This is a genomic window from Kribbella sp. CA-294648 (genome assembly GCF_050943845.1).
Lineage (GTDB): Bacteria > Actinomycetota > Actinomycetes > Propionibacteriales > Kribbellaceae > Kribbella.
Genome location: NZ_CP191981.1, coordinates 936,592 through 956,674, shown reverse-complemented (window position 1 = coordinate 956,674; position 20,083 = coordinate 936,592). Strand labels below are relative to the sequence as shown.

Annotated in this window: 21 protein-coding genes; 10 read left to right on the top strand and 11 right to left on the bottom strand. The window is 68.0% G+C overall.

The genetic code is table 11. The features are described 5' to 3' along the window. Both ACQPYM_RS04655 and ACQPYM_RS04650 read right to left on the bottom strand, forming a co-directional pair. Positions 1-447 (bottom strand): OsmC family protein, encoded by a 447-nt coding sequence (locus ACQPYM_RS04655; protein ID WP_433015316.1) that lies wholly within the window; start codon positions 445-447, stop codon positions 1-3. 4 nt (positions 448-451) lie between these two features. Next, positions 452-1,627: a phosphatidylinositol-specific phospholipase C1-like protein gene (locus ACQPYM_RS04650; protein WP_433015313.1), complete on the bottom strand. Its 1,176-nt coding sequence runs from the start codon at positions 1,625-1,627 to the stop codon at positions 452-454. A 156-nt stretch (positions 1,628-1,783) separates the two neighbouring features. Here ACQPYM_RS04650 and ACQPYM_RS04645 point away from each other — a divergent pair, with 156 nt between their 5' ends. Continuing rightward, a complete protein-coding gene (locus ACQPYM_RS04645; protein WP_433015310.1) occupies positions 1,784-2,440 on the top strand; it encodes a TetR/AcrR family transcriptional regulator in 657 nt (218 codons plus the stop codon). A 135-nt stretch (positions 2,441-2,575) separates the two neighbouring features. Here the strand turns inward: ACQPYM_RS04645 and ACQPYM_RS04640 are convergent, their stop codons facing one another. After that, the gene (locus ACQPYM_RS04640) at positions 2,576-2,989 is read right to left on the bottom strand and encodes a hypothetical protein (RefSeq protein WP_433015306.1); all 414 of its coding nucleotides are present in this window, start codon (positions 2,987-2,989) and stop codon (positions 2,576-2,578) included. 131 nt (positions 2,990-3,120) lie between these two features. After that, entirely contained in the window at positions 3,121-5,034 is a 1,914-nt protein-coding gene (locus tag ACQPYM_RS04635) for a DUF5107 domain-containing protein (RefSeq protein ID WP_433015303.1), read from the bottom strand. Between the two features lie 70 nt (positions 5,035-5,104). Here ACQPYM_RS04635 and ACQPYM_RS04630 point away from each other — a divergent pair, with 70 nt between their 5' ends. Further along, positions 5,105-6,793: an FAD-binding dehydrogenase gene (locus ACQPYM_RS04630; RefSeq protein WP_433015300.1), complete on the top strand. Its 1,689-nt coding sequence runs from the start codon at positions 5,105-5,107 to the stop codon at positions 6,791-6,793. On the opposite strand, the gene ACQPYM_RS04625 is transcribed toward ACQPYM_RS04630, so the two are convergent. Then, entirely contained in the window at positions 6,786-8,165 is a 1,380-nt protein-coding gene (locus ACQPYM_RS04625; protein WP_433015297.1) for an MFS transporter, read from the bottom strand. The two genes, ACQPYM_RS04630 and ACQPYM_RS04625, sit on opposite strands and share 8 nt — an antisense overlap. 57 nt (positions 8,166-8,222) lie before the next feature. On the opposite strand from ACQPYM_RS04625, the gene ACQPYM_RS04620 reads away from it, so the two are divergent. Further along, complete coding sequence (locus ACQPYM_RS04620; RefSeq protein WP_433015294.1) at positions 8,223-8,609, top strand: MerR family transcriptional regulator; 387 nt, start codon at positions 8,223-8,225, stop codon at positions 8,607-8,609. 98 nt (positions 8,610-8,707) lie between these two features. Next, entirely contained in the window at positions 8,708-9,910 is a 1,203-nt protein-coding gene (locus ACQPYM_RS04615; protein ID WP_433015291.1) for a tannase/feruloyl esterase family alpha/beta hydrolase, read from the top strand. A gap of 132 nt (positions 9,911-10,042) precedes the next feature. On the opposite strand, the gene ACQPYM_RS04610 is transcribed toward ACQPYM_RS04615, so the two are convergent. The 3 genes from ACQPYM_RS04610 to ACQPYM_RS04600 form a co-directional block, all read right to left on the bottom strand. After that, positions 10,043-10,948, bottom strand: coding sequence for a serine protein kinase RIO (locus tag ACQPYM_RS04610; RefSeq protein WP_433015288.1), 906 nt, complete (start codon positions 10,946-10,948; stop codon positions 10,043-10,045). Between the two features lie 164 nt (positions 10,949-11,112). Then, the gene (locus ACQPYM_RS04605) at positions 11,113-11,901 is read right to left on the bottom strand and encodes an NIPSNAP family protein (protein WP_433015285.1); all 789 of its coding nucleotides are present in this window, start codon (positions 11,899-11,901) and stop codon (positions 11,113-11,115) included. 102 nt (positions 11,902-12,003) lie between these two features. Then, positions 12,004-12,147 (bottom strand): GPGG-motif small membrane protein, encoded by a 144-nt coding sequence (locus ACQPYM_RS04600; protein ID WP_360285625.1) that lies wholly within the window; start codon positions 12,145-12,147, stop codon positions 12,004-12,006. A 287-nt stretch (positions 12,148-12,434) separates the two neighbouring features. Here ACQPYM_RS04600 and ACQPYM_RS04595 point away from each other — a divergent pair, with 287 nt between their 5' ends. The 4 genes from ACQPYM_RS04595 (at position 12,435) to ACQPYM_RS04580 (ending at position 15,630) form a co-directional block, all read left to right on the top strand. Beyond that, positions 12,435-13,223 carry a sigma-70 family RNA polymerase sigma factor gene (locus ACQPYM_RS04595; RefSeq protein ID WP_433015282.1) on the top strand — a complete coding sequence of 263 codons (789 nt, stop codon included), beginning with the start codon at positions 12,435-12,437 and terminating at the stop codon, positions 13,221-13,223. A 54-nt stretch (positions 13,224-13,277) separates the two neighbouring features. Further along, entirely contained in the window at positions 13,278-13,451 is a 174-nt protein-coding gene (locus tag ACQPYM_RS04590; RefSeq protein WP_433015279.1) for a CsbD family protein, read from the top strand. 224 nt (positions 13,452-13,675) lie between these two features. After that, positions 13,676-14,557 (top strand): hypothetical protein, encoded by an 882-nt coding sequence (locus ACQPYM_RS04585; RefSeq protein ID WP_433015276.1) that lies wholly within the window; start codon positions 13,676-13,678, stop codon positions 14,555-14,557. 104 nt (positions 14,558-14,661) lie between these two features. Then, positions 14,662-15,630 (top strand): Ku protein, encoded by a 969-nt coding sequence (locus tag ACQPYM_RS04580; RefSeq protein WP_433015273.1) that lies wholly within the window; start codon positions 14,662-14,664, stop codon positions 15,628-15,630. Here the strand turns inward: ACQPYM_RS04580 and ACQPYM_RS04575 are convergent. Then, positions 15,627-16,502, bottom strand: a complete 876-nt coding sequence (locus tag ACQPYM_RS04575) for a LysR family transcriptional regulator (protein WP_433015270.1) — start codon at positions 16,500-16,502, stop codon at positions 15,627-15,629. The two genes, ACQPYM_RS04580 and ACQPYM_RS04575, sit on opposite strands and share 4 nt — an antisense overlap. A gap of 72 nt (positions 16,503-16,574) precedes the next feature. On the opposite strand from ACQPYM_RS04575, the gene ACQPYM_RS04570 reads away from it, so the two are divergent. Continuing rightward, positions 16,575-17,234, top strand: coding sequence for a type 1 glutamine amidotransferase domain-containing protein (locus tag ACQPYM_RS04570; protein WP_433015267.1), 660 nt, complete (start codon positions 16,575-16,577; stop codon positions 17,232-17,234). A 109-nt stretch (positions 17,235-17,343) separates the two neighbouring features. On the opposite strand, the gene ACQPYM_RS04565 is transcribed toward ACQPYM_RS04570, so the two are convergent. Continuing rightward, the gene (locus tag ACQPYM_RS04565) at positions 17,344-18,069 is read right to left on the bottom strand and encodes a hypothetical protein (RefSeq protein ID WP_433015265.1); all 726 of its coding nucleotides are present in this window, start codon (positions 18,067-18,069) and stop codon (positions 17,344-17,346) included. 209 nt (positions 18,070-18,278) lie between these two features. On the opposite strand from ACQPYM_RS04565, the gene ACQPYM_RS04560 reads away from it, so the two are divergent. Then, positions 18,279-18,746 (top strand): GNAT family N-acetyltransferase, encoded by a 468-nt coding sequence (locus ACQPYM_RS04560; protein WP_433015262.1) that lies wholly within the window; start codon positions 18,279-18,281, stop codon positions 18,744-18,746. Here ACQPYM_RS04560 and ACQPYM_RS04555 read toward each other — a convergent pair. Further along, a complete protein-coding gene (locus tag ACQPYM_RS04555) occupies positions 18,701-20,047 on the bottom strand; it encodes an MFS transporter (RefSeq protein WP_433015259.1) in 1,347 nt (448 codons plus the stop codon). The two genes, ACQPYM_RS04560 and ACQPYM_RS04555, sit on opposite strands and share 46 nt — an antisense overlap. Between the last annotated feature and the right edge of the window lie 36 nt (positions 20,048-20,083).

Below are 20,083 nucleotides of genomic sequence, written 5' to 3'. Positions count from 1 at the left end.
CTATTTCCCGACCACGACCTCGGTGGTCACCGAGTTCGCGATGAAGCACTGTTCGTGCGACAGGTGGTGGATCCGCTCCAGCGCCGCCGCGTCCGGCGTCTCCCCGGCGAAGGTGATCACCGGATTGAGCGTCACCTTGGTGATCGCCGGCCGGCCGGCCTCGTTCTTGGCCATCTCGCCGACCGCGTGATCGACGTACGAGTCGACCACCAGCCGCTTCTTCGCCGCGATCGCGAGGAAGGTGAGCATGTGGCACGACGACAGCGCGGCCACGAACGCCTCCTCCGGATCCACCGCTCCGGTGTCGCTGCCCAGGTACGCCGGTGCGGCGGACCCGGGCACGGTCACTCCACCGTCGAAGCGCCACTCGTGATCACGGCTGTAGGTCTGGTAGGTGAACTCGCGCCCACCGCGACTCCAGCTGACATCGACCACGTGCTCCGACATCGACTCACCTCTCCGAGATGCTCCTGGGGCACCAGGCCGGCGCCACCACAGGGTTGCATCGTACGGCGGTGTGGCCGGGCAGCTTGGCGACGAAGTCACTGTCGTACCGGGCAGCCATGCCCGCCACCGGGAAGTCCGTGGTGACCCACTGGGCGCCACTCGCCAGCGCGATGCCGACCCGGCTGGTCTCGTTCGTCAGCACCGTCGACATCGGCTCGTCGGACCGGGTACGGACCAGGTAACCCTTGCTGACCAGCCGCTGGATCTCGGCCTGGTTGGCGCCGCGCGGGTCGTTCACCATCGTCACCGCGGCGTCCGGCTGACCCTCCGGCCCACGGGTGAACACGGCCCGCCCCTCCAGGTTCGGCTTCCCCGCGCGGTAGGTGTCGCGGATCTCCCCGGCCCCGCCGTTGTCGAAGAAGAACATCACCTTGCCCTGAGCCTGGCCGAGCGTCGGCCAGCCCTTGGTCAGGACCGACTGCTCCAGTGTCAGGCCGTCCCGACGGACGTCGTCGGGCGACAGCAACTGCTGCTCGGAGAAGACCGACCGGATCTCGGCGTCGATGCTGTTCAGGTTGCCCAGGTCCCACGGCGGAGCCTTCACGCCGCCGGCCGCGACCAGCCGCGGGTCGGACTGCTTCAGCTCCAGCTGGATGGTGATCGGCGCGTGCTTCCGGTGGGCGTCGGACCAGGTCTTCACCTGCGTCAGGCACTTCACGAACGTCGAGCAGGTGGTGTCGTAATCGAAGTCGGCCCAGTGCAGCACCTTGATCCCGGGCTTGGCCAGGTCCGGGTCGGTCAGCGGGCCCTTACCGGCCATCTTCCGGATCAGCGGGTGCGTGTAGAGCCCGCCCTGCGGGTCCGGGAACAGGTCGAGCTCGACCATCCGGATGTTCTGGTCCTCGAGCTGGTCCGGGATCGACGCGTGCGAGTAGAAGAGGTTGGCCGCGCCGGGGTCCTGCGCAAGCTGGATCTTCTTCTCGTCGTCCGGCAGCTCGCGGTGGTAGGCGTTGTGCGCCCCGATCTGCTGAAGCTGGTTGATCCGTACGCCGTGGCCTCCCCTGGCCTCGGCATCGGCGGCCGAACTCTGCCGGCCCGGCGTCAACGCGGACCCGGCCAAACCGGCGGCCGCGACGCTCATCGACGCGAGTCCTGCGATCAGTTTCCTGCTGAGATGCATGCGCTGTCTCCCTCACTGGGACCGGGCGGTCGATCCCTAGAATGATTCTGGCCAAGACCGGTGTCATCTGGCTGACCGGAAGCTGACAGCAAATCGTGCGGTGCCGAAGCAGTGCGGGTTGGCAACGTTGTCGCTGAGTAGGGGCACAATGAACCCATGGTGACCACTTCCGCCGGCGAAGAGCCGGGCACGGACGCCGGTACGGCGTACCCGCTGCGCCGGACGCCGACCCAGGACCGGGCCAACCGCCAGGTCGAGCGCATCCTCGACGCGGCCTGCGCCGAGGTCGTCGAGCGCGGCTACGACGCCGCCTCGACCAGCAGCATCGCGCGCCGGGCCGAGATCGCGGTCGGCAGCGTCTACCGGTACTTCCCGGACAAGCGGACGCTGATCCAGGCGATCGAGCGGCGGAACCAGAACCGCTACACCGAGGCGGTGCGCGAGCGGCTGGCCGCGGTGGCGGACTGGCGCGAAGCCGTCGACGTCACGCTCGACACCTTCCGCGAAATGCACAGCACCGATCCGGGGTTCCGCGCGGTGGTGCTCAGCGGTCTGGGTGATCCGGACCTGGAGGCGACGCCGGGTGAGTTCGACGACCAGCACGCCGGGGAGTTCGCGGAGTTGCTCGCGCTGCGGTTCGGCGCTCGGGACAGTCACGAGTTCCGGATGTCGGTCACGCTGACGATCGCGATGGGCGAGGCGCTGGCCCACCTGGCGGACCGGTTGCCGGCCGCGGACGCGGAGTACGTGCTGGCCCAGGGGCGCCCGGCGCTGCACCGCCTGCTCGAACCGCACCTGCCCGGCCAGGCCTGAGAAACTGCCCCGAAACCACTGTTGCCCGCGCCGACGGTGGCGCGAGCAACTTCGTCAAAATCAGAACACCCCCGCCGAAGCGAGGGATCGGGTTGGGCCGGCGGTCACCGGCAAGGTTTTGCCACCTGGGAACTGTCACCGGCTGGGCAGGGTGTCCCGGCTCGGTGGCATCGACGATCTCGGACCGAACTGCGGCCAGTGGCTGACCTTGCCGGCGATCCGGGCCCGGCGTGGCGCCCTGATGTCGTAGCTGACGATGACGCGGTCGTTCTTCGCGTAACTGCCGGCCGCCGTCAGCGGGATCATCCGCTGCACCTGGAACGGCCCTTCGCCGTGCCGGGTGTAGTACTCGACGGTGATCTCCAGGCACTCCGCCGTCGCGCCGCTCTCCAGCTGACCGCGGACCGGTCCACGCACCTTGGTCACCCGTCCGGCTGTCTTCTCGACCCCATCGCTGCGGCGCCGGACGCCCGCAACGATGTCTGCCACGATGCATGCCGTGACCAGCAGCACCAGGCTTAAACCACCGAATACAACGATAGTCAACATGGCACTCACCCCCGACGCGCCGCCCGCTGCGACGCGGTCGTCGTTTGTCGAAACTGCTTGCGCGGGCCTTCCCGCACAACGGTGAGACGCCGCCTTTGGCGGGACGGTTCCCACTTACCAGGAAGTGTGCGTCAGTTGTCGCCCGACATCCCGAACTGATACCGCGACGGCACCGACCGGAACGTTTCGAGCTCGCGCTGCGCCCACTGCCAGTACTCCGCCAGCGGGTTCGCGCCCTCGCGTACGCCGGGCAACTCGATTCCCTCGTCCAGCAAGGCCTGAGCGGCAGCGGCATCGCCGGTCTGCAACAACTGTTTGACCCTCGCCAGCCGGATCCGCGGATGAGCCCGCACCTGGTCGGATGCCCGCTGGTAGATCTCGTCTGCCAGCCGAGTGTCCTGCTGCTCGACGGCGGCATCCAACGCCTCCACGAACAACGGCGCGAAGTCGCTGGAAACCAAGGCGATCGCCTGCTCGTACTCGCTCGGCCTGTTCGTGCTGAGCGCGAGGTTGCGCAACGCCCAAGCGCTCGCCTGCTGCCCGCGGGACTCCTCCCAAGCAGCGATCGCGCCTTGCTCGTCTTCGGCGTACCAGCGCGCGACTCCTCGGTGGTACCAGATCAGCCAGTTGTCGTCCTGAACAGCTTCGAGCAGTTCCCTCCAGGCCACCAACGTGCCGTCCGGCGCAGTACTGATCGATTCCGGAGCTGGCATCCGGCCGTCGAGCACTGGCAGCCAAGCGCGTTCGCGTTCGGTCATCGTCTCCTCGGCGAACGGCGTTCCGGCGGACACCTTCCAGCCGGTACGCCGCAACTCCAGCGCGCCCCATCCTGATCCCGTCACCAGCTGTTCCGCCGGTTCGGCGTCGATGACGTTCAGCCATTCGGCTTCTCGTTCGGCCAGCGAGGCCAGCACGGGTTCCAGTACTGCGCCCGTCGCGTGGCGGGCCGCCTGCCACTCGCCGTGCACCGACGCCGGATCGACCGATACCCGCCCATACGCCTCGAGCCAGTGCCAGTTAGTTGCTCCTGGCAACTTCAAGTGCTCCAGCTGAGTCCTGGCCAGCCCGGCCTGGATCTCGGCGTACCCGGGTCCCTGCAGTCCCGGCGAGAGCCACTCCTGCCAGCGCCGGCCACCGCTCGCCTCGCCCCACACGAACAGCTTCCGGCCGCGCAGCCGATCCGTCGACGCCTGCGCCAACCCGTTGCCCTCGGCATCGAGTGCGGCGATCCACGGCTGCTCCTCGGGCGGCAGCTCGAAGAAGAAGTCGACCGCGCGCTGGTGCTGCATCGGATAGGTCAGATCGATCCCGTCGTACTCCGGTACGCCGACCAGGTCGAGCCGGCTGCCGTACCCGAACCGCCAGGCCTGGTCGGCCGGGACGAGCACCCGCGTCTCGGGCGACTGCTCGACCGCGATGTTCGACCACCAGTACGCCGGAACCGTCTCGCTCGACGGATTCTGGATCCGCGCCCCGACGTACAGCTGGTCTGAGTCCTCGGGCAGCCAGAAGTCGAGTTGGGTGACGAGGTTGCGGGTGCGTTCCCACTCCCACAGCCGCAGCATCGGCGTACCGTCCGGGCCGTCGACGCGGGCTGCGTGCATCGGCGCGCAGGTGCCGGTCCAGTGGCCGGTGCTGCCGAGGTTCCACTCGACGCCGCCGGCGAACCAGGCGTTGCGCAAAGCCAGGTTGGCCGGCTGGAAGACCGGGTTGCGGTAGAGCAACTCCTGGCCGCTGGCCTTGTGCACGAGCGAGTAGAGGCGTCCACCGAGGCTCGGCAGGAGGGTCGCGCGGAGATGGTCGTTCTCCAGGACGAGCGACGCAAAGGCGCGCTCGGCCAACTCGCGGTCGTACCCGTCCTGATCGAGCGTGGGCAACGCGCTGCGCAGTACGCCGTACTCGATGTTCTCCCGCATCTGCGCCGGCAGCTCGTCCAGATTTGCCACCCGGTGCAGCCGGTCCTGCGGGGCCAGCGGCGGCAGCGGGTTCTCCGCCCCGAGGTCGGCGGCCGGCAGGGTCAGCGGTTGCGCAGTAAGGGTCGTCACCTGCCAGATTCTTGCAAGTTTGCGCAGTGTCGTCCATGGTCAATCATCCGGGGCGCGCGGTCGGCTATACATGGACGATCGACGCGAGGGGATGGGCAACCTGATGGACGCAGATGTGATCGTGGTGGGCGCCGGCCTGGCCGGACTGACTGCCACCGCCGAACTGGCCGACGCGGGCAAGAAGGTGCTGCTGCTCGACCAGGAACCGGAGACCTCCCTCGGCGGGCAGGCGTTCTGGTCGTTCGGCGGCCTGATGTTCGTGGACTCACCCGAACAGCGGCGGATGGGCATCAAGGACTCCCGCGACCTCGCGTTGCAGGACTGGCTCGGCTCGGCCGGCTTCGACCGGCTCGACGACGAGGACCACTGGGCCCGGCAGTGGGCCGAGTCCTACATCGACTGGGCCTCCGGCGAGAAGCGCCGCTGGCTGCACGGCCAGGGTGTCCGATTCTTCCCGGTCGTCGGCTGGGCCGAGCGTGGCGGCTACAACGCCGACGGCCACGGCAACTCGGTGCCGCGGTTCCACATCACCTGGGGCACCGGGCCCGGTCTGGTCGCGCCGTTCGAGCAGCGGGTGCGGGAGGCGGTCGCCAGAGGGCTGGTGGAGTTCCGCTTCCGGCACCGGGTGGACGAGCTGACCATGACCGGCGGAGTCGTCGACGGGGTCTCCGGCAAGGTACTGGAGCGCAGCGACGTCGAGCGCGGCGCCCCGAGCTCGCGGGTCGAGGTCGAGGACTTCGCGCTGACCGCGCAGGCGGTGATCGTCACCTCGGGCGGCATCGGCGGCAACCACGACCTGGTCCGGGCCTCGTGGCCGGAGCGGCTCGGCAAGCCGCCGAAGGAGATGATCTCCGGCGTACCGGCGCACGTCGACGGCCGGATGCTCGGCATCACCGAGGCGGCCGGCGGCCGGTACGTGAACCGCGACCGGATGTGGCACTACACCGAGGGCATCCGCAACTGGGACCCGATCTGGCCGATGCACGGCATCCGGATCCTGCCCGGTCCGTCCTCGCTGTGGTTCGATGCCACCGGCAAGCGTCTGCCGGTGCCCCTGTTCCCTGGGTTCGACACCCTCGGCACGCTCGAGCACATCATGAAGACCGGCTACGACTACAGCTGGTTCGTGCTCACCCAGAAGATCATCGAGAAGGAGTTCGCACTGTCCGGGCAGGAGCAGAACCCGGACCTGACCGGCAAGGACATCCGCGGCGTCCTCGGCCGGGCCCGCGGTGGCGCGACCGTCCCGGTGCAGGCCTTCATGGACAAGGGCGCCGACTTCGTGGTCCGGGACAACCTGGCCGATCTGGTCCGCGGCATGAACGAGGTGACCGGCACCGACCTGATCGACTACACGACGCTCGAGCGGCAGATCGTCGCCCGCGACCGGGAGATGGACAACACCTTCACCAAGGACCTCCAGATCACCGCGCTGCGCGGCGCCCGCAACTACCGCGGCGACAAGCTGATCCGGGTCGCCCCGCCGCACAAGATCCTCGACCCGAAGGCCGGACCGCTGATCGCGGTCAAGCTCAACATCCTCACCCGCAAGTCTCTCGGCGGCCTGCAGACCGACCTCGATTCCCGCGTACTGCGGGCCGACGGCACCCCGTTGCCCGGCGTCTACGCGGCCGGCGAGGTAGCCGGCTTCGGCGGCGGCGGCATGCACGGCTACCGCTCCCTCGAAGGCACCTTCGTCGGCGGCTGCCTCTACACCGGCCGCACCGCAGGCCGCGCCGCCGCCAAGGCGGTCAGCTGATCGTTTTCAGGGTCCGCGTTGCCAGTAGTGCCAGTCCTGCTGACAACGCGGCCCCGATCACGGCCACCACAGCAACGCCTGCGGTGAAACTGTGCTCACGCTGTACCAGCAGACCGATGCTGCCCAGCACCGCGACCCCGAAGGCTAGCCCGAACTCCACGCTCGTCTCCGACAGCGCCGAGGCCGAGCCGGCTCTTTCCGGCGGCGCGGCACTCACCACCAGCTCGGTGCCGAGCGCCATGATGGGGCCCTGGCCGAGGTAGATCAGCACCATCCCCGTCACTACCAGCACCGCTCCGGTATCTGCGTTCACCTGCGTCAGAAGCGCGAACCCGAGCGCTGACACCAGCAGTGCACCGGCGGCGACCCGGCCGACCGCAATCCGGCGTACGAGGGCGGGCGCCAGGACCGATGTGAGGATCATCGCCGCTGCGGACGGCAGCAGCGCCAGACCGGCCTTGAGCGGCGAGAGCCCGAGTTCCTGCTGCAGGTAGAGAGTGGCGAACAGGTAGATCCCCGCCACACAGGCCAGGCCGATCAAGAGGATGAGCAGGGCGCTCCGGAAGCCGCGGTCGGCGAAGAGCCGTATGTCGACCAACGGTGTTCGCAACCTCCCTTGCCTGCGGAGGAAGACCGCGCCGGTCACCAACCCGACAGCGAGGGCGAGCGGGCCGACGACGTCCATGCCGTGTTCGGCGAGGTGCTTCACGCCGTAGACGAACGGCAGCACCGACGCCAGCGACAGCACCACGCTGATCAGGTCAAGCTTCGTCGCCTCGGCGTCGCGATGCTCAGGGAGCAGCCACGGGCCGGTGACGAGCAGCAGCACCATCACCGGTACGGCTGCCAGGAACACCGAACCCCACCAGAACCATTCGAGCAGTACGCCGCCGACGATCGGGCCGAGCGCCACCCCACCGGACAAGCCCGCGGCCCAGATCCCGATCGCGACCCCACGCCGGCGGCCGTCGCGGAACATGTTGCTGATCAGGGCGAGGGTGGACGGCATCAAGGTCGCGCCGGCGATGCCGAGCAGACCACGCGCCAGGATCAGCAGCTCCGGGCTCGGCGCGTAGGCAGCCAGGATCGAGGTAGCCAGGAACGCGGCCGCGCCGATCAGCAGCAGCCGGCGACGGCCGATGCGGTCGCCGAGGGTTCCCATCGTGACCAGGAAGCCGGCGACGAGGAACCCATAGGCATCGGTGATCCAGAGCAGTTCGCTCGCCGTCGGCCGCAGCTCGGCGGACAGGCTGGGCAGGGCGAGGTAGAGCACGGTCGCATCCATCGCCAGCAACAAGGTGGGCAGCACCAGCACCGCGAGGCCGAGCCACTCGCGCGGACCGGCGGTGAGATCTGTGGTTCCGGTAGACATGGGACCGACGGTAAAGTCTCACATCTATGTGAGAGTCAAGCCTGGACGGGAGACGACATGCGCATCGGTGAACTGAGCCGCCGGACCGGAGTGAGCGATCGTCTCCTGCGGTACTACGAGGAGCAGGGCCTGCTGCACCCGGAGCGCCGGCCCAGCGGCTATCGCGAGTACTCCGAAGCCGACGTCACCACGGTCGCCCACATCCGCAACCTGCTGGCCGCCGGTCTGTCGACGACGACCATCGCGGATGTCCTTCCCTGTATGGGATCCCAGGGCGGCCAGTTGATCGCCGACTGTCCCGAACTTCTCCTCGACCTCTTCCGGGAACGCGAGCGCCTCACCTCCTCCATCACGGAACTGTCGACCGCGCTCCAGACTCTCGAGTCCGTCATCGCCACCGCCCCACCGGACGTCAGCCGCGCCGCCCTCGCCGCAGTGTCCTGAGGAACCATCGGTTGCCCGGTTGTTGTGTGGCGCGACCCTCTGTCTGAGGTCCGGATCGGCTCCTAGCGTTGCGGGCAGCCGATCCTGGGAGGGCATTCATGCGCCGCCTCGCTTTGTCTGTTGCCGTGTTGTTGCTGGCTGGTGGTCTTGCCTTGCCTGCCGAAGCTCATGGCTGTCCGCGGTTGCGCGTTCCAGCTGCCGAGCATCAGGTGGTTGCGTGTCTCGATGACCTCACCACCGCGGGGACGGTGGCGTCGGGGCATACGAATCCGGCGGACTATGCGGGCCTGACCTCCACAACGATGCCGCAGCAGTCCGGGGTGCCCGGCGTACAGGTTGACGGGTACTTCCCGGACAGTTCGCGGACGAACACGAATCACGGGTGGAACCACGATGCGCAGTACGTGATCAGGCTGCCCGACAAGTGGAACGGCGGGCTGGTGGTGGCCGGGTCGCCGGGTGTGCGGGCGCAGTACGCGAACGACAAGGCGATCTCGGACTGGGTGCTGGCGAAGGGGTACGCGTTCGCGGCGACCGACAAGGGCAACACAGGCGTCAACTTCTTCACCGACGGCGTGCGGCCCGGCGACGCGATCGTGGAGTGGAACGCCCGGATGACGCAACTGACCCGGGCAGCGCGAGCGGTCGTTGCCCAGCGCTACGGTCGTGCGCCTCGCGAAGTGGTGGCGGCGGGGATCTCCAACGGTGGCTATCTGGTCCGCTGGCAACTCGAGAACCATCCCGGGCTCTACACCCGCGGCGTCGATCTCGAAGGCACGCTGTGGACCGTCAAAGGGCCGAACCTGCTGACCTTCTTGCCCCCGGCAATCAAGGGTTATGAGCAACAGTCGCCCTCGGCAATTGTTGCCGCAGGCTTCGATTCTCGCTCGGACTTCCTCTGGAACTACCACTACACGGTCTACTGGAAGCTGACCCAGCGGATCTACGCGGCCGAGCTCGACCCGACGTACACCGGCAGCGAGGCCGACTACGACTACGCGTCCCGCCCTGCCGCGCAGCAGGCCGTCCGGCGGATCGCCCTGACCGGGAAGATCGGCCGGCCGCTGACGACGTACCACGGAACGCTCGACAGCCTGCTACCGATCAGCAAGGACTCCGACGTGTACGCCGCCATGGTGCGGCAGGCGGGTAGGTCGCGGTTGTTCACGTACCAGCGGGTCGAGGCAGGCAACCATGTCGACGGTCTCGTCGACGCCTACCCCGACCGGCTGGTCCCGCTGGTCCCCCTGCTGCAGAAGGGGATCACCGGTAGTGCCCTTCGTCCGCAGTTGTTTGAGTGATTGCGGTGTCCAGGTGCGTGCATCGCGGTGGCGGAGGAGCGGCCTCGATGCTTTCCATCATTGCCGTTTCTCCGCTGCCGCGAGGTGCGTGCCTGGGCGCCGCAAGCGCCAAAGAACTGCGGACGAAGGGCACTAGAACACCATGGTCAGGAGGTCGGCGAAGAGTTCCTGTTCGTCGACCTCCAGCCCGCGGCTGGTGAACCAGGTGCACATGTTGTGACAGTCGCGGAGCAGGAACTCCATCCCCTTCGGGTTGCCGACGATGTCGACCACCTGCGGGAGATCGATCATCACGATCCGTTCGCCCTGGGCGAGCACGTTGTACGGCGACAGGTCTCCGTGGGCCAACCCCGCCCTGGCCAACTCGCGCATCCCGTCCCGGAGCTGCTCGAAATACGAGTCGAGCAACTCCCCCTTGGGCCGGACCTGCGCCAACCGCGGCGCCGCGCCGCCGTCCCCGTCGTCGATGAACTCCATCAGCAACTCGGTGCCGTCGACCTGGACCGGGTACGGAACCGGCACCCCGGCCTTCCAGAGCCGGCAGAGTGCGTCCCACTCCGCGTAGGCCCATTGCCCGGCCGCGACACTGCGCCCGTGCGAGGTCTTCTTCGCCATCGCGCGGCTGTCCCGGCTGTTGCGCGTCCGCCGGCCTTCGACGTACGACGTACTGCGGTGGAACGAGCGGTGCTCCTCGCTGCGGTACCGCTTGGCGGCCAGCAACGACCGCCGGGACGGGTTGTCACCGATCTGCTCCACTGCTCGTTCGAGCAGGAAGACGTCGGCTTCTTTACCAGTTTTGAGGATGCCGAGCTCGGTGTCGATCGCGGCCTGCTCCGTCACGACCCAGGAGGGTCGGGGCTCAGGGCCGCGAGAACCGCGCTCGACATCCAGCCAGGTGGACCAGCGCTGTCCGGCGCCGAGTTCCTCTTCGACTTCACTGAAGCTGAAGACGAAAGCATCGGCGATCTCCGGTTCGCTGGGTGCGTCGGAAAGATCAGAGAAGAACGATGGATCGGTACGGAAGACGTCGGAAGACATCGGATGTGCTCCTGAAGGAAGAAGTGAGGCTGATGCGGACACGCCGCGGCACAGAGATAGACATCTGTTCAGCCCTCCTTCGTCCAGGCAGCACACTCAGCTGCACGATCCTGATCAGGATGCGGTCTGCGCGACCACACCGCAACCGAATTAAATCTGTCCCCTCAGCGGAACTGGGAGCGCGCGGTCGGGCGCAGGTGCAGCTGCTGCGGTGGCGCGACCGATCGGCAGACGATCTCGGGCAGCAGCTTGTTCTGCCAGGTCGGCGAGGCGTCCACCTGGCGGCGATGCTCGGCGTACGCCGAGTCGCTCGGGAAGACGGCGAACCAGGCCAGCACGACCTCGTCCCGCAACGGCAGGGGCGGGAAGTTGTTCTCGGCAACGAGTGTCTCGAAGACGGCCGCGAGTCCGGCACCTGTACCGGCAAGTGCCGGCGCGAGCTGGTCGGTGAAGAACTCCGTGAAACCGTCGTCGAGCGAGGCGCGGTGATAGACCGCTCCGGCCACCACTGACGACGGGATCTCGGTGGCACCGACTGGCGGACGAGGGGCGTCGAGGGCCGGGTAGCCGTCACCCAGTTCGACCGGCCGCAGCAGCAAGGCGTTGTCGGAGTCCTCCATCGTCACGTTGGCAGCAGGACCGTGCTCTTTCCAGACCGGGCCGAAATAGAAGCCGTTCAAAGCCGCCGCCCGGGCCGGCAGGTCAGGAAAGCCTCGCAGCCAGACGAACCGGTCGGGGTCGTCGAGATCGCGGAACTGTCCCACGATGTGCATGCCCTGCTGTTCCTGCCCTTCGACCAGCTCCTGGTCGAAGACGTCGATCAGCGCGTCCCGCTGTCCGGGACGCAGCGTGTACTGCCGCAGATCCACCACGGCACAACACTCCGCCCGTCGCCCGTCACCCAACACTTCGACCCCTTTCGTCCGGCGGCTGACCCGCACAAGCTCAGTCAAGCCGGAAAAGCTGACATCGAGTGTCAGCCTTCGCGGAAAGTTGGGGTGGAACGCCGAGAACCCCGGCCGCGGGGCCAGGGTTCTCGGACGATTACAGGGGCGCTAGTTGAAGATGCTGACGCCACCCGGGCCGACCAACAGTCCGACGACGATCAGTGCGGCGCCCATCAGCAGCTGACCGCGGACGAGCGAGACGATTCCGGAGATGACGAGGATCGCCGCGATGATCCAGAGGATCGTGAGCATGGTCGTTCCTTTCTCGACGAGCCGGATGCCGATTGCGGGCACCCGGCGGCTGATACCCCGTGCACAAACTCGCCGGTGACCCCTCCCGACGTTCTTGCCGTCCCATCTGGTGCCCGTCGCCCCGGACCGCAAACGGGGACGGTCGGGCGCGCGACGATCCGGAGGCAGATTTCAAACGCTTGTAACATCCGAAGGGTTGCGTGAGCCGTCAGCGTTTGGTCTGGTGGAGGGGAGTGGTTCAGCAATGACGCCACTACCGCAGGACCGACACGACGAGGTCTCTCACCGTGACGATCGCACCTGTCCGTAGTACCGATTCGCAGCAGTTGATTGCCGAATCCACCGAGGAGTTGCTGGCCCAGGCCGACGGCGTCCCGGAAGCACGACGCCAGGAGTTGCTCGACCAGGTGATCCTCCTGAACGCGCCGGTCGCGCGTTCGATCGCTTCCCGCTACCGACGCAAAGGGGTGGATGCGGACGATCTCGAGCAGGTCGCCTATCTGGGCCTGGTCAAAGCCGCCAACGGTTACCGTCCGGAGGCATCGACGGCTTTCCTGTCGTACGCCGTACCGACGATCCGGGGTGAGCTGAAACGCTATTTCCGCGACTGCGCCTGGACCGTCCGGCCGCCGCGTCGCGTGCAGGAGATGCAGGGATCCATCGCGGCCGCCGAGCCTCAGCTGACCCAGCAGCTCGGCCATCTGCCGACCGATGAGGAGACAGCCGAAGCGCTGGGTACCGATCCCGGGGAGGTTGCGGAGGCTGCCTCGGTGCGGGGGTGCTTCACCACGCTGTCGCTGGATGCACCGGCCGCGCCCGACGCCGGCACCAGCCTGGTCGAAACGGTCGCCGACGCCGAGGACGGCTACGAGCTGGTCGAGAACGTCCACACTCTGGCACCGGCCGTATCGGACCTCGATGATCGGGACCGGAAGATCCTGGCGCTGCGGTTCTGCGGCGGGCTCACCCAGGAGGAGATCGGCAACGAGCTCGGGGTGAGCCAGATGCAGGTCTCGCGGTTACTCCGCGGAATCCTCGACCGGCTCCGCGAGGATCTGACCAAACCCACCGGTTGAGATCCGCTGCGCCGGGAACCTGGATCGGGTCCAGTACTACGGAGGTGGAACCCGATGGGTATCGACGACAAGGCCAAGAACGCGGCTGACGCGGTCAAGGGCAAGGTCAAGGAGAAGGCCGGCGACGCGACGGACGACCGGGACCTGCAGGCCGAGGGCCGCAAGGACAAGACCAAGGCCGACCTGAAGCAGGCGGGCGAAAAGGCGAAGGATGCCTTCAAGGACTGACGGGGAGTCCGTCTCCATCCAGAACACAACCACAGCCAGTCCGCCGCAGCGCCCAGCGCTGCGGCGGACGCTGTTGTCAGAGCCGCCCGGACCGCCGCCACTCACAAACCCCACCGGGCCAGGTGTGGTCAGGCATGGAAAGGCGTAGCCCGCGCAGCGGGGAGCAGGTTTGTGAGTGGCGGCGGTCCGGGCTGTTCGGCTTGGTGGTGCGGTAGCTTCGGGGGATGGAGTTCGAGGAGGCGGCGGGGGCGTTGTTTGCGGCGCCTGCTGGGGAGTTCATCACGCGGCGGAACGAGCTGGCCAAGGAGCTGAAGGCGGCTGGGGATCAGCTCGGGGCGACGCGGTTGAAGGCGTTGCGGAAACCCACCGTGGCTGCCTGGCTGACGAATCTCGTCGCACGCGAACTGCCCGACGAGATCGACGACCTGCTGGCACTGGGCGACGAGTTCCGCGAGGCGACCGCCGATCTCGACGGTGAGCGACTCCGCACGCTGACCCCCAAGCGCCACAAGCTGCTCGACCAACTGGCCAAGTCCGCGACCGAGCTGGCCGAACGCAAAGGACAGAAGGTCAGCGCCGACGTCGCGCAGAAACTCCGCGAGACGCTCGACGCCGCACTGGTCGACCCGGCCGCCGGTGAAGCGGTCCAGGAGGGACGACTCAGCAGCGCCTTGCGCCACGTCGGTTTCGGCGTCGTCGACGAGAGCGGCGAACCCTCGAACGTCACCCCACTGACCGATGAACGCCGCCAGCGCGCACAAGAGCGCCGCCGCGCCAAAACCGCCAAGCCCGAGCCCGAACCGGAAGAGACCGAATCCCCCGCGGCCAAGGCGAAACGCGAGAAGGCCGAGCGCGAGCAGGAAAAACGCGAGGTCGCCGAGAAAGCCGCGGCGAAGAAGGAATTCGAGGAAGCGGTCGCGGCCGCGGAGGCCGCCGAAGCAACCGTCGCCGACCTCGACACCCAGCTCACCGACGCCCGCGACGCTTTGATCGCAGCGCAGGAAGCCGTGCACCGGATCGGTGAAGAGCTCGACGAGGCACGGAAGGCTGCCCGCGCGGCACAGAAGGAAAGCCGGGAAGCCCGCAAGCGGTACAACCGCCTCTGAGCACCGCTGCGACAGGCCGCGGCAACTGCGCGTGACGGTTGCACGCACTGGGTACCTGAGCGGCGACCGGTTCGTAGTACGGGCTCGTAGAAGGGACGCAGACGATGGCGCGCGCGATCTGGAGTGGTTACATCAGCTTCGGCCTGGTGTCGGTACCGGTCGGCCTGTACTCCGCGACCGAGGAGCACGAGCTCGACTTCCACCAGTTCCAGCGCGGTACGTCGGACCGGATCCGCTACAAGCGGGTGAACGAGCGCACCGGTCGCGAGGTCGACTACGACAAGATCGTGAAGGGCCATGACGTCGGCGGCGGCGAGTACGTGATCGTCGAGCAGGAGGAGCTGGCCGACATCGCACCCGGCCGGTCGCGGCTGCTGGAGATCACCCGGTTCGTCGACCTGGACGAGATCGACCCGATCCACTTCCAGAAGAGCTACTACCTGGCGCCGACGGACGCCGAGAACGCGTCGTCCTACGGGTTGCTGCGGGACGCGCTGGCGAAGACGAACCGGGCCGGGATCGCGTCGTTCGTGATGCGCAGCAAGGAGTACCTGGCGGCGATCCGTGCCGATGGCAAGGTTCTGGTGCTGGAGACGATGTTCTTCGCCGACGAGATCCGCGATCCGGGCAAGGAACTCGGCGACCTGCCGGGCAAGTCGTCCGGCGGCAAGCAGTTGTCGATGGCGGTCGACCTGGTCGAGGCGATGAGCGGCGGCTGGCGGCCGGGCGACTACAAGGACAGCTACACCGAGCGGGTGAAGAAGCTCGTCGCGGACAAACGCAAGGGCAAGGAGATCGTCTTCAACGAGGAGGAGCCCGAGGCGACCACCACGACCGACCTGGTCTCCGCCCTACGAGCCAGCGTCGAAGCCGCCCGCGCCCGCCGCGCCGGCAAGACCCCGGCCAAGAAGACCGCCGCCGCGCAGAAGACGGCCAAGAAGACCACGGCAAAGAAGGCACCCGCCAAGAAGACGACTGCGAAAAAGACCACCGCGAAAAAGACCGCAGCCAAGAAAACCACGGCGAAGAAGACAACCAGCAAGAAGGCCGCCACCAAGAAGAAGGCTGCTTAGCGAAGGGCTTCCAGCAGCGCGGTGCGTAGGAGTGCGGCCGGTGATCGCGGGCCGGCGTCGGAGCGGATTGCCAGGTAGCCGGTGTTCAGGGGTGGTAGTTCGGGTTCGGCGAGTAGTTGTAGGCGGCCTGCTTGGATGTCGGCCTCGCAGAGGTAGAGCGGGAGGACACTCGCACCGGCGCCGGCCAGCACGGCGGTCAGCACTCCCCGCAGGTCCGGTACTACGAGCGCAACGCTCCCGGTCAGCCGTACTCCGAACACGCTGCGCCAGTACCGCCGCAGAATCGGCGCCTCCTCCGCAAACGCCACCAGGGGAACGTTCCGCAACTGCTCCGGCCCGCTGAGCGGCGTACCGGCGTACCAGCGGGGTGCGGCCACGAGGGCGAACGTCTCGTCATAGAGCGGCGTCGTCTGTACTCCGGGTCGGCGCGGCCGGACCGAGCTGATCACCACGTCGAGTGAACGGTCGGCCAGTCCGTCGAGGAGTTCGTCCGGCAGCCCGAAGCGGGTCCGCAACTGAAGCCCTTCGGCCACCCGACCGGCCAGTGCGGGCAACACCTGATGGCTGATGAAATCGGCTGGCCCACCGAGGTGAACGGTCGCGGCCACCGGTTCGTCCAGTTCGTCGACGACAAGCCCGCGCAACGTGTCGATCGGCTCCGCGATCCGGCGGGCCAGTTCGTCCCCCGCCGCGGTCGCCAGCACGCCGCGCGCCCGCCGCTCGAACAGTGGCCGGCCGACCGCGGACTCCAGCGCCTTGAGGTGTGCCGTCACGGTCGGCTGGGACAGACTCAGCTGCTGCGCGCCCGCCGTGATCGAACCGGCGCGGTGGACGGCCAGGAAAGTCCGCAGCAGGTCGAGAGAAATCGTCACATCAGAAATCCTATGCCTTCACCAAGACAGTCCTATTGGTCTCCGATGGTTCGCCCGGCCATGATGGAACGCATGACACGCGTACTGATTGCCCTCACCAGCCACTCCGAGCTGGGCGACACCGGCCGGAGCACCGGCTACTACGCTTCCGAGGCCGCCGAGCCGTGGAGCGTCTTCAAGGACGCCGGGTTCGACGTCGACCTCGTCTCGGTCGCCGGTGGCAAACCGCCGGTCGACGGCGTCGACGAGTCCGACCCGGACCAGCAGCGGTTCTTCGCCGAGGCCGAGCTCGACAACACTCCGACGGCCGCCGACCTGAAAGCGACCGACTACGACGCGATCTTCTACGCGGGCGGCCACGGTGCGATGTGGGACTTCCCCGGCGACGAGGCGCTGGCTTCACTGGCCGCGGGGATCTACGAGAACGGCGGCGTCGTCGCGGCGGTCTGCCACGGCCCGGCCGGCCTGGTCGAGCTCCGCCTGTCGGACGGCAGCTACCTGGTCGACGGCAAGAACGTTGCCGGCTTCACCAACTCCGAGGAGAACGCGGTCGGCCTCACCGAGGTCGTGCCCTACCTCTTGGCCGACGCACTGACCGCCCACGGCGCCATCCACCACCCGGCCGCGGACTTCACCGACCAGGTCATCACCGACGGCCGCCTCGTCACCGGCCAGAACCCGGCGTCGGCTCGCAGTACCGCAGCCGCGGTAACCGCAGTACTCAAGAGCTAGTCGCCCGGACCGCCCCCACTCACAAAGCTGCTCCTTGCAGAGCAAGGAGCAGCTGCGGACGCCTGAGCAGGACCTGCTAGGTGAGGTTTGTGAGTGGGGGCGGTCCGGGCTAGTCGCCGGGGCAGGGTAGGAGGTAGGTGCCGGGGTCTGCGGGGGCGCCGGCGTCGAGCCAGCGGCGGAAGCCTTCGGGGTTCCGCCGCTCGAACTCGTCCAGGCAGATCCGGCGCACCTCGGCGACCGCCTGCCGATCCCTGGTCCCGGCGCCCTGCGCCAGCGTGGCGGCCGTCTCGCCCCAGACCTTGCAGAGCTCCTCGATCGACAGCGGGCACCGGAGCGAGGCGATCAGCTCCTCGTCCTCCAGTTCCTCATCGCGCCCTGGCGCCACCTGCTCCCCGTACTCCGGTCCGCCCCGCCGCTCGCGCGAGGACCGTGCCCGGCGCGACGACCGCTCCCGGCGGGATGTTCGCTGCCGGCGCCACGGCCGCCTCTCCCGGCGGGTGTCCGGCAAGGCCAGATCGACCAGCACGAACACCACCGCCGCGATCATCGCGACCAGGAAACCGAGCGCTCCCCAGCCCATCAGCGTGACGAGCCCTGGCGCGGCGAGCACTGCGCCCGCCGTACCGGCCGCGACCAGCACGGGCGGCGGGTACGTCGGATCGTCGGCCAGATACCTCACCAGCGCGGCCAACGGCCAGACCAGGCCGAACGACGCGGCGAGCAGGATGGACGAGGCGAGCGGGCCGAGCAAGAGGACGCCGGCCAGCAATCCAGCCGTGGCGATCCCCACGCCGGCGGCCACCGCCGTACGCCGAAGCCAGAGGGGAACGCGCATCTCGCCAGGCTCTCGTCATCACCGAGCAGACAACACTCGAGCAAACCCTGAAAACAACCTGTTCTGTCAACGAGTCGCCGCCCTGATCGGTTCCGCATTGGGGCGGGAAACGCGGTGAGGGTCCGGGCCAGGTGGCGACGGGTGGCGACCGGTTGCGAGCTGCGGGAAATGCGTCGCTGGGTTCTGGGGTTGCGTGAAAAGCTGCTGGGGTGTTGAGTCCAGTGATTCGCGAACGCACGCCGGCTGACCTCGACGCCTGTGTGCGGATCCTCGCCGAGGTCCACAAATCGGCGGGCTATCCGGTGAACTGGCCGGCCGACCCCGCCGGCTGGCTGTCTCCGCCCGGCACCCTCGGCACGTGGGTTCTGACGCTCGACGGCGAGGTCGCCGGCCATCTGATCGTCACCAGCGAAGGCGCCGACGGTGCTCTGGTCGAGCGCTTGTTCGTGGATCCTCGCCGGACCCGCGGCGGACTCGGCGGGCGCCTTCTGGACCACGCGATCGTGTTCGCCGCGGAGCAAGGCCGGCGCCTGACCCTCGACGTCGTGGACAACCACCAGGGTGCCGTCGATTTCTACCGCCGATCCGGCTGGCGCGAGGCCGGCCGGACCCCGATCGACTGGGCCGGCGATCAGGCGTCGGAACTGATCCGGTTCGAGGCACCTTCGGTGAGCTGAGACGTTTCGGCACCTTCTCCAGCCGCTTCCGCCAGGTCGAGCGGGTTGAGGATCTCGTCGGACCGCATCCGCCCGAACCAGACCACCGCGAAGCTGACCAGGACCGGCCCGACGCCCGCGACGATGAAGACCGCGGTCACTCCGAACAGGCTGCCCGCGGGCCCGGCCAGCGCCATCGAGACCGGCATCAGCAGCAGCGAGACGAAGAAGTCCAGGCTGGCGATCCGGCCGCGCAGGTGGTCGGGCACGCGCCGTTGCAGCAGCGTCCCCCAGATCACCATCGCCGCGGATCCGGTGGCACCCACGATCGCGGCACCGACCGCCATCACCCACAGGTCCGTCGCGAAGCCGAGCACCAGGATCGGCGCCGATCCGATCCCCCACATCAGCGTCATGATCGTCAGGTACCGCCGTGGCAACCGCCGCGACGAGATCGCCAGCGCACCCAGCGCCCCACCGATCCCGAACGCCGCCAGCACCAGCCCGAAGTCACCAGGCCCACCACCCAGCTGATCCCGTACTGCGAACGGCAGCAGCACCTCCAACGGCCCGAGAATCAGCAACACATAGAAGGTCCCGAACAACAACGAAGCCAGCAACCACCGAGTGGTCCGTACATACCCCCACGCCTCCCGCAGATCCCCCACAATCGCCCGCACCCCCGAAGGGCCATCAGCGGGAGCGTCCATCTGCTCGGCGGTTTCCGGGCGGACGTGCATCGCCATCACGCAGGCTGCGGAGAAGAAGTAGGTCAGCGCTGCTACCAGGATCGCCACCCCAGGCGACAACGCAGCGATCGCAAGTCCGCCGAGTGCCGGGCCGGTCGCCTGCTGAGCCAGCGGCCGCAGGGTTCCCTCGAGGCCGTTGGCTGCCAGCAACTGGTCCGCCGGCAGCAGCTTCGGCACCAGCGCCGTGTACGCCGGGATGAGGAACGCCTCGCCCGCCCCGATCAGCACCGCGCCCACCGCAAGCTGCCAGATCTCCAGCAGCCCGGTCAGCGCCAGCGCCGCGAGCACCAGCAGGACAGCACCTCGCACCAGGTCCGCCGCGATGATCACCGACCGCTGCGGAAGCCGGTCGGCCGCGATACCTCCGAACAGCACACAGACCACCAGCCCGATGCTGTACGCCGTCGTGACCACCGACAGCTGCACGGGACCGCCCCCGAGCTCGATGACCTGCCACGCGAGCGCCACCAGCCACAGGCCGCTGCCGAGCAAGGCAACGGCCAGCCCGGTCCACAGCAGCCGGTAGTCGCGATGCTGCAACGGCTGCACGGCCTTCCAGCGAACTTTGTTCATGCCGCAACCCTACACTTCGCAACAGTTCACGTGTCA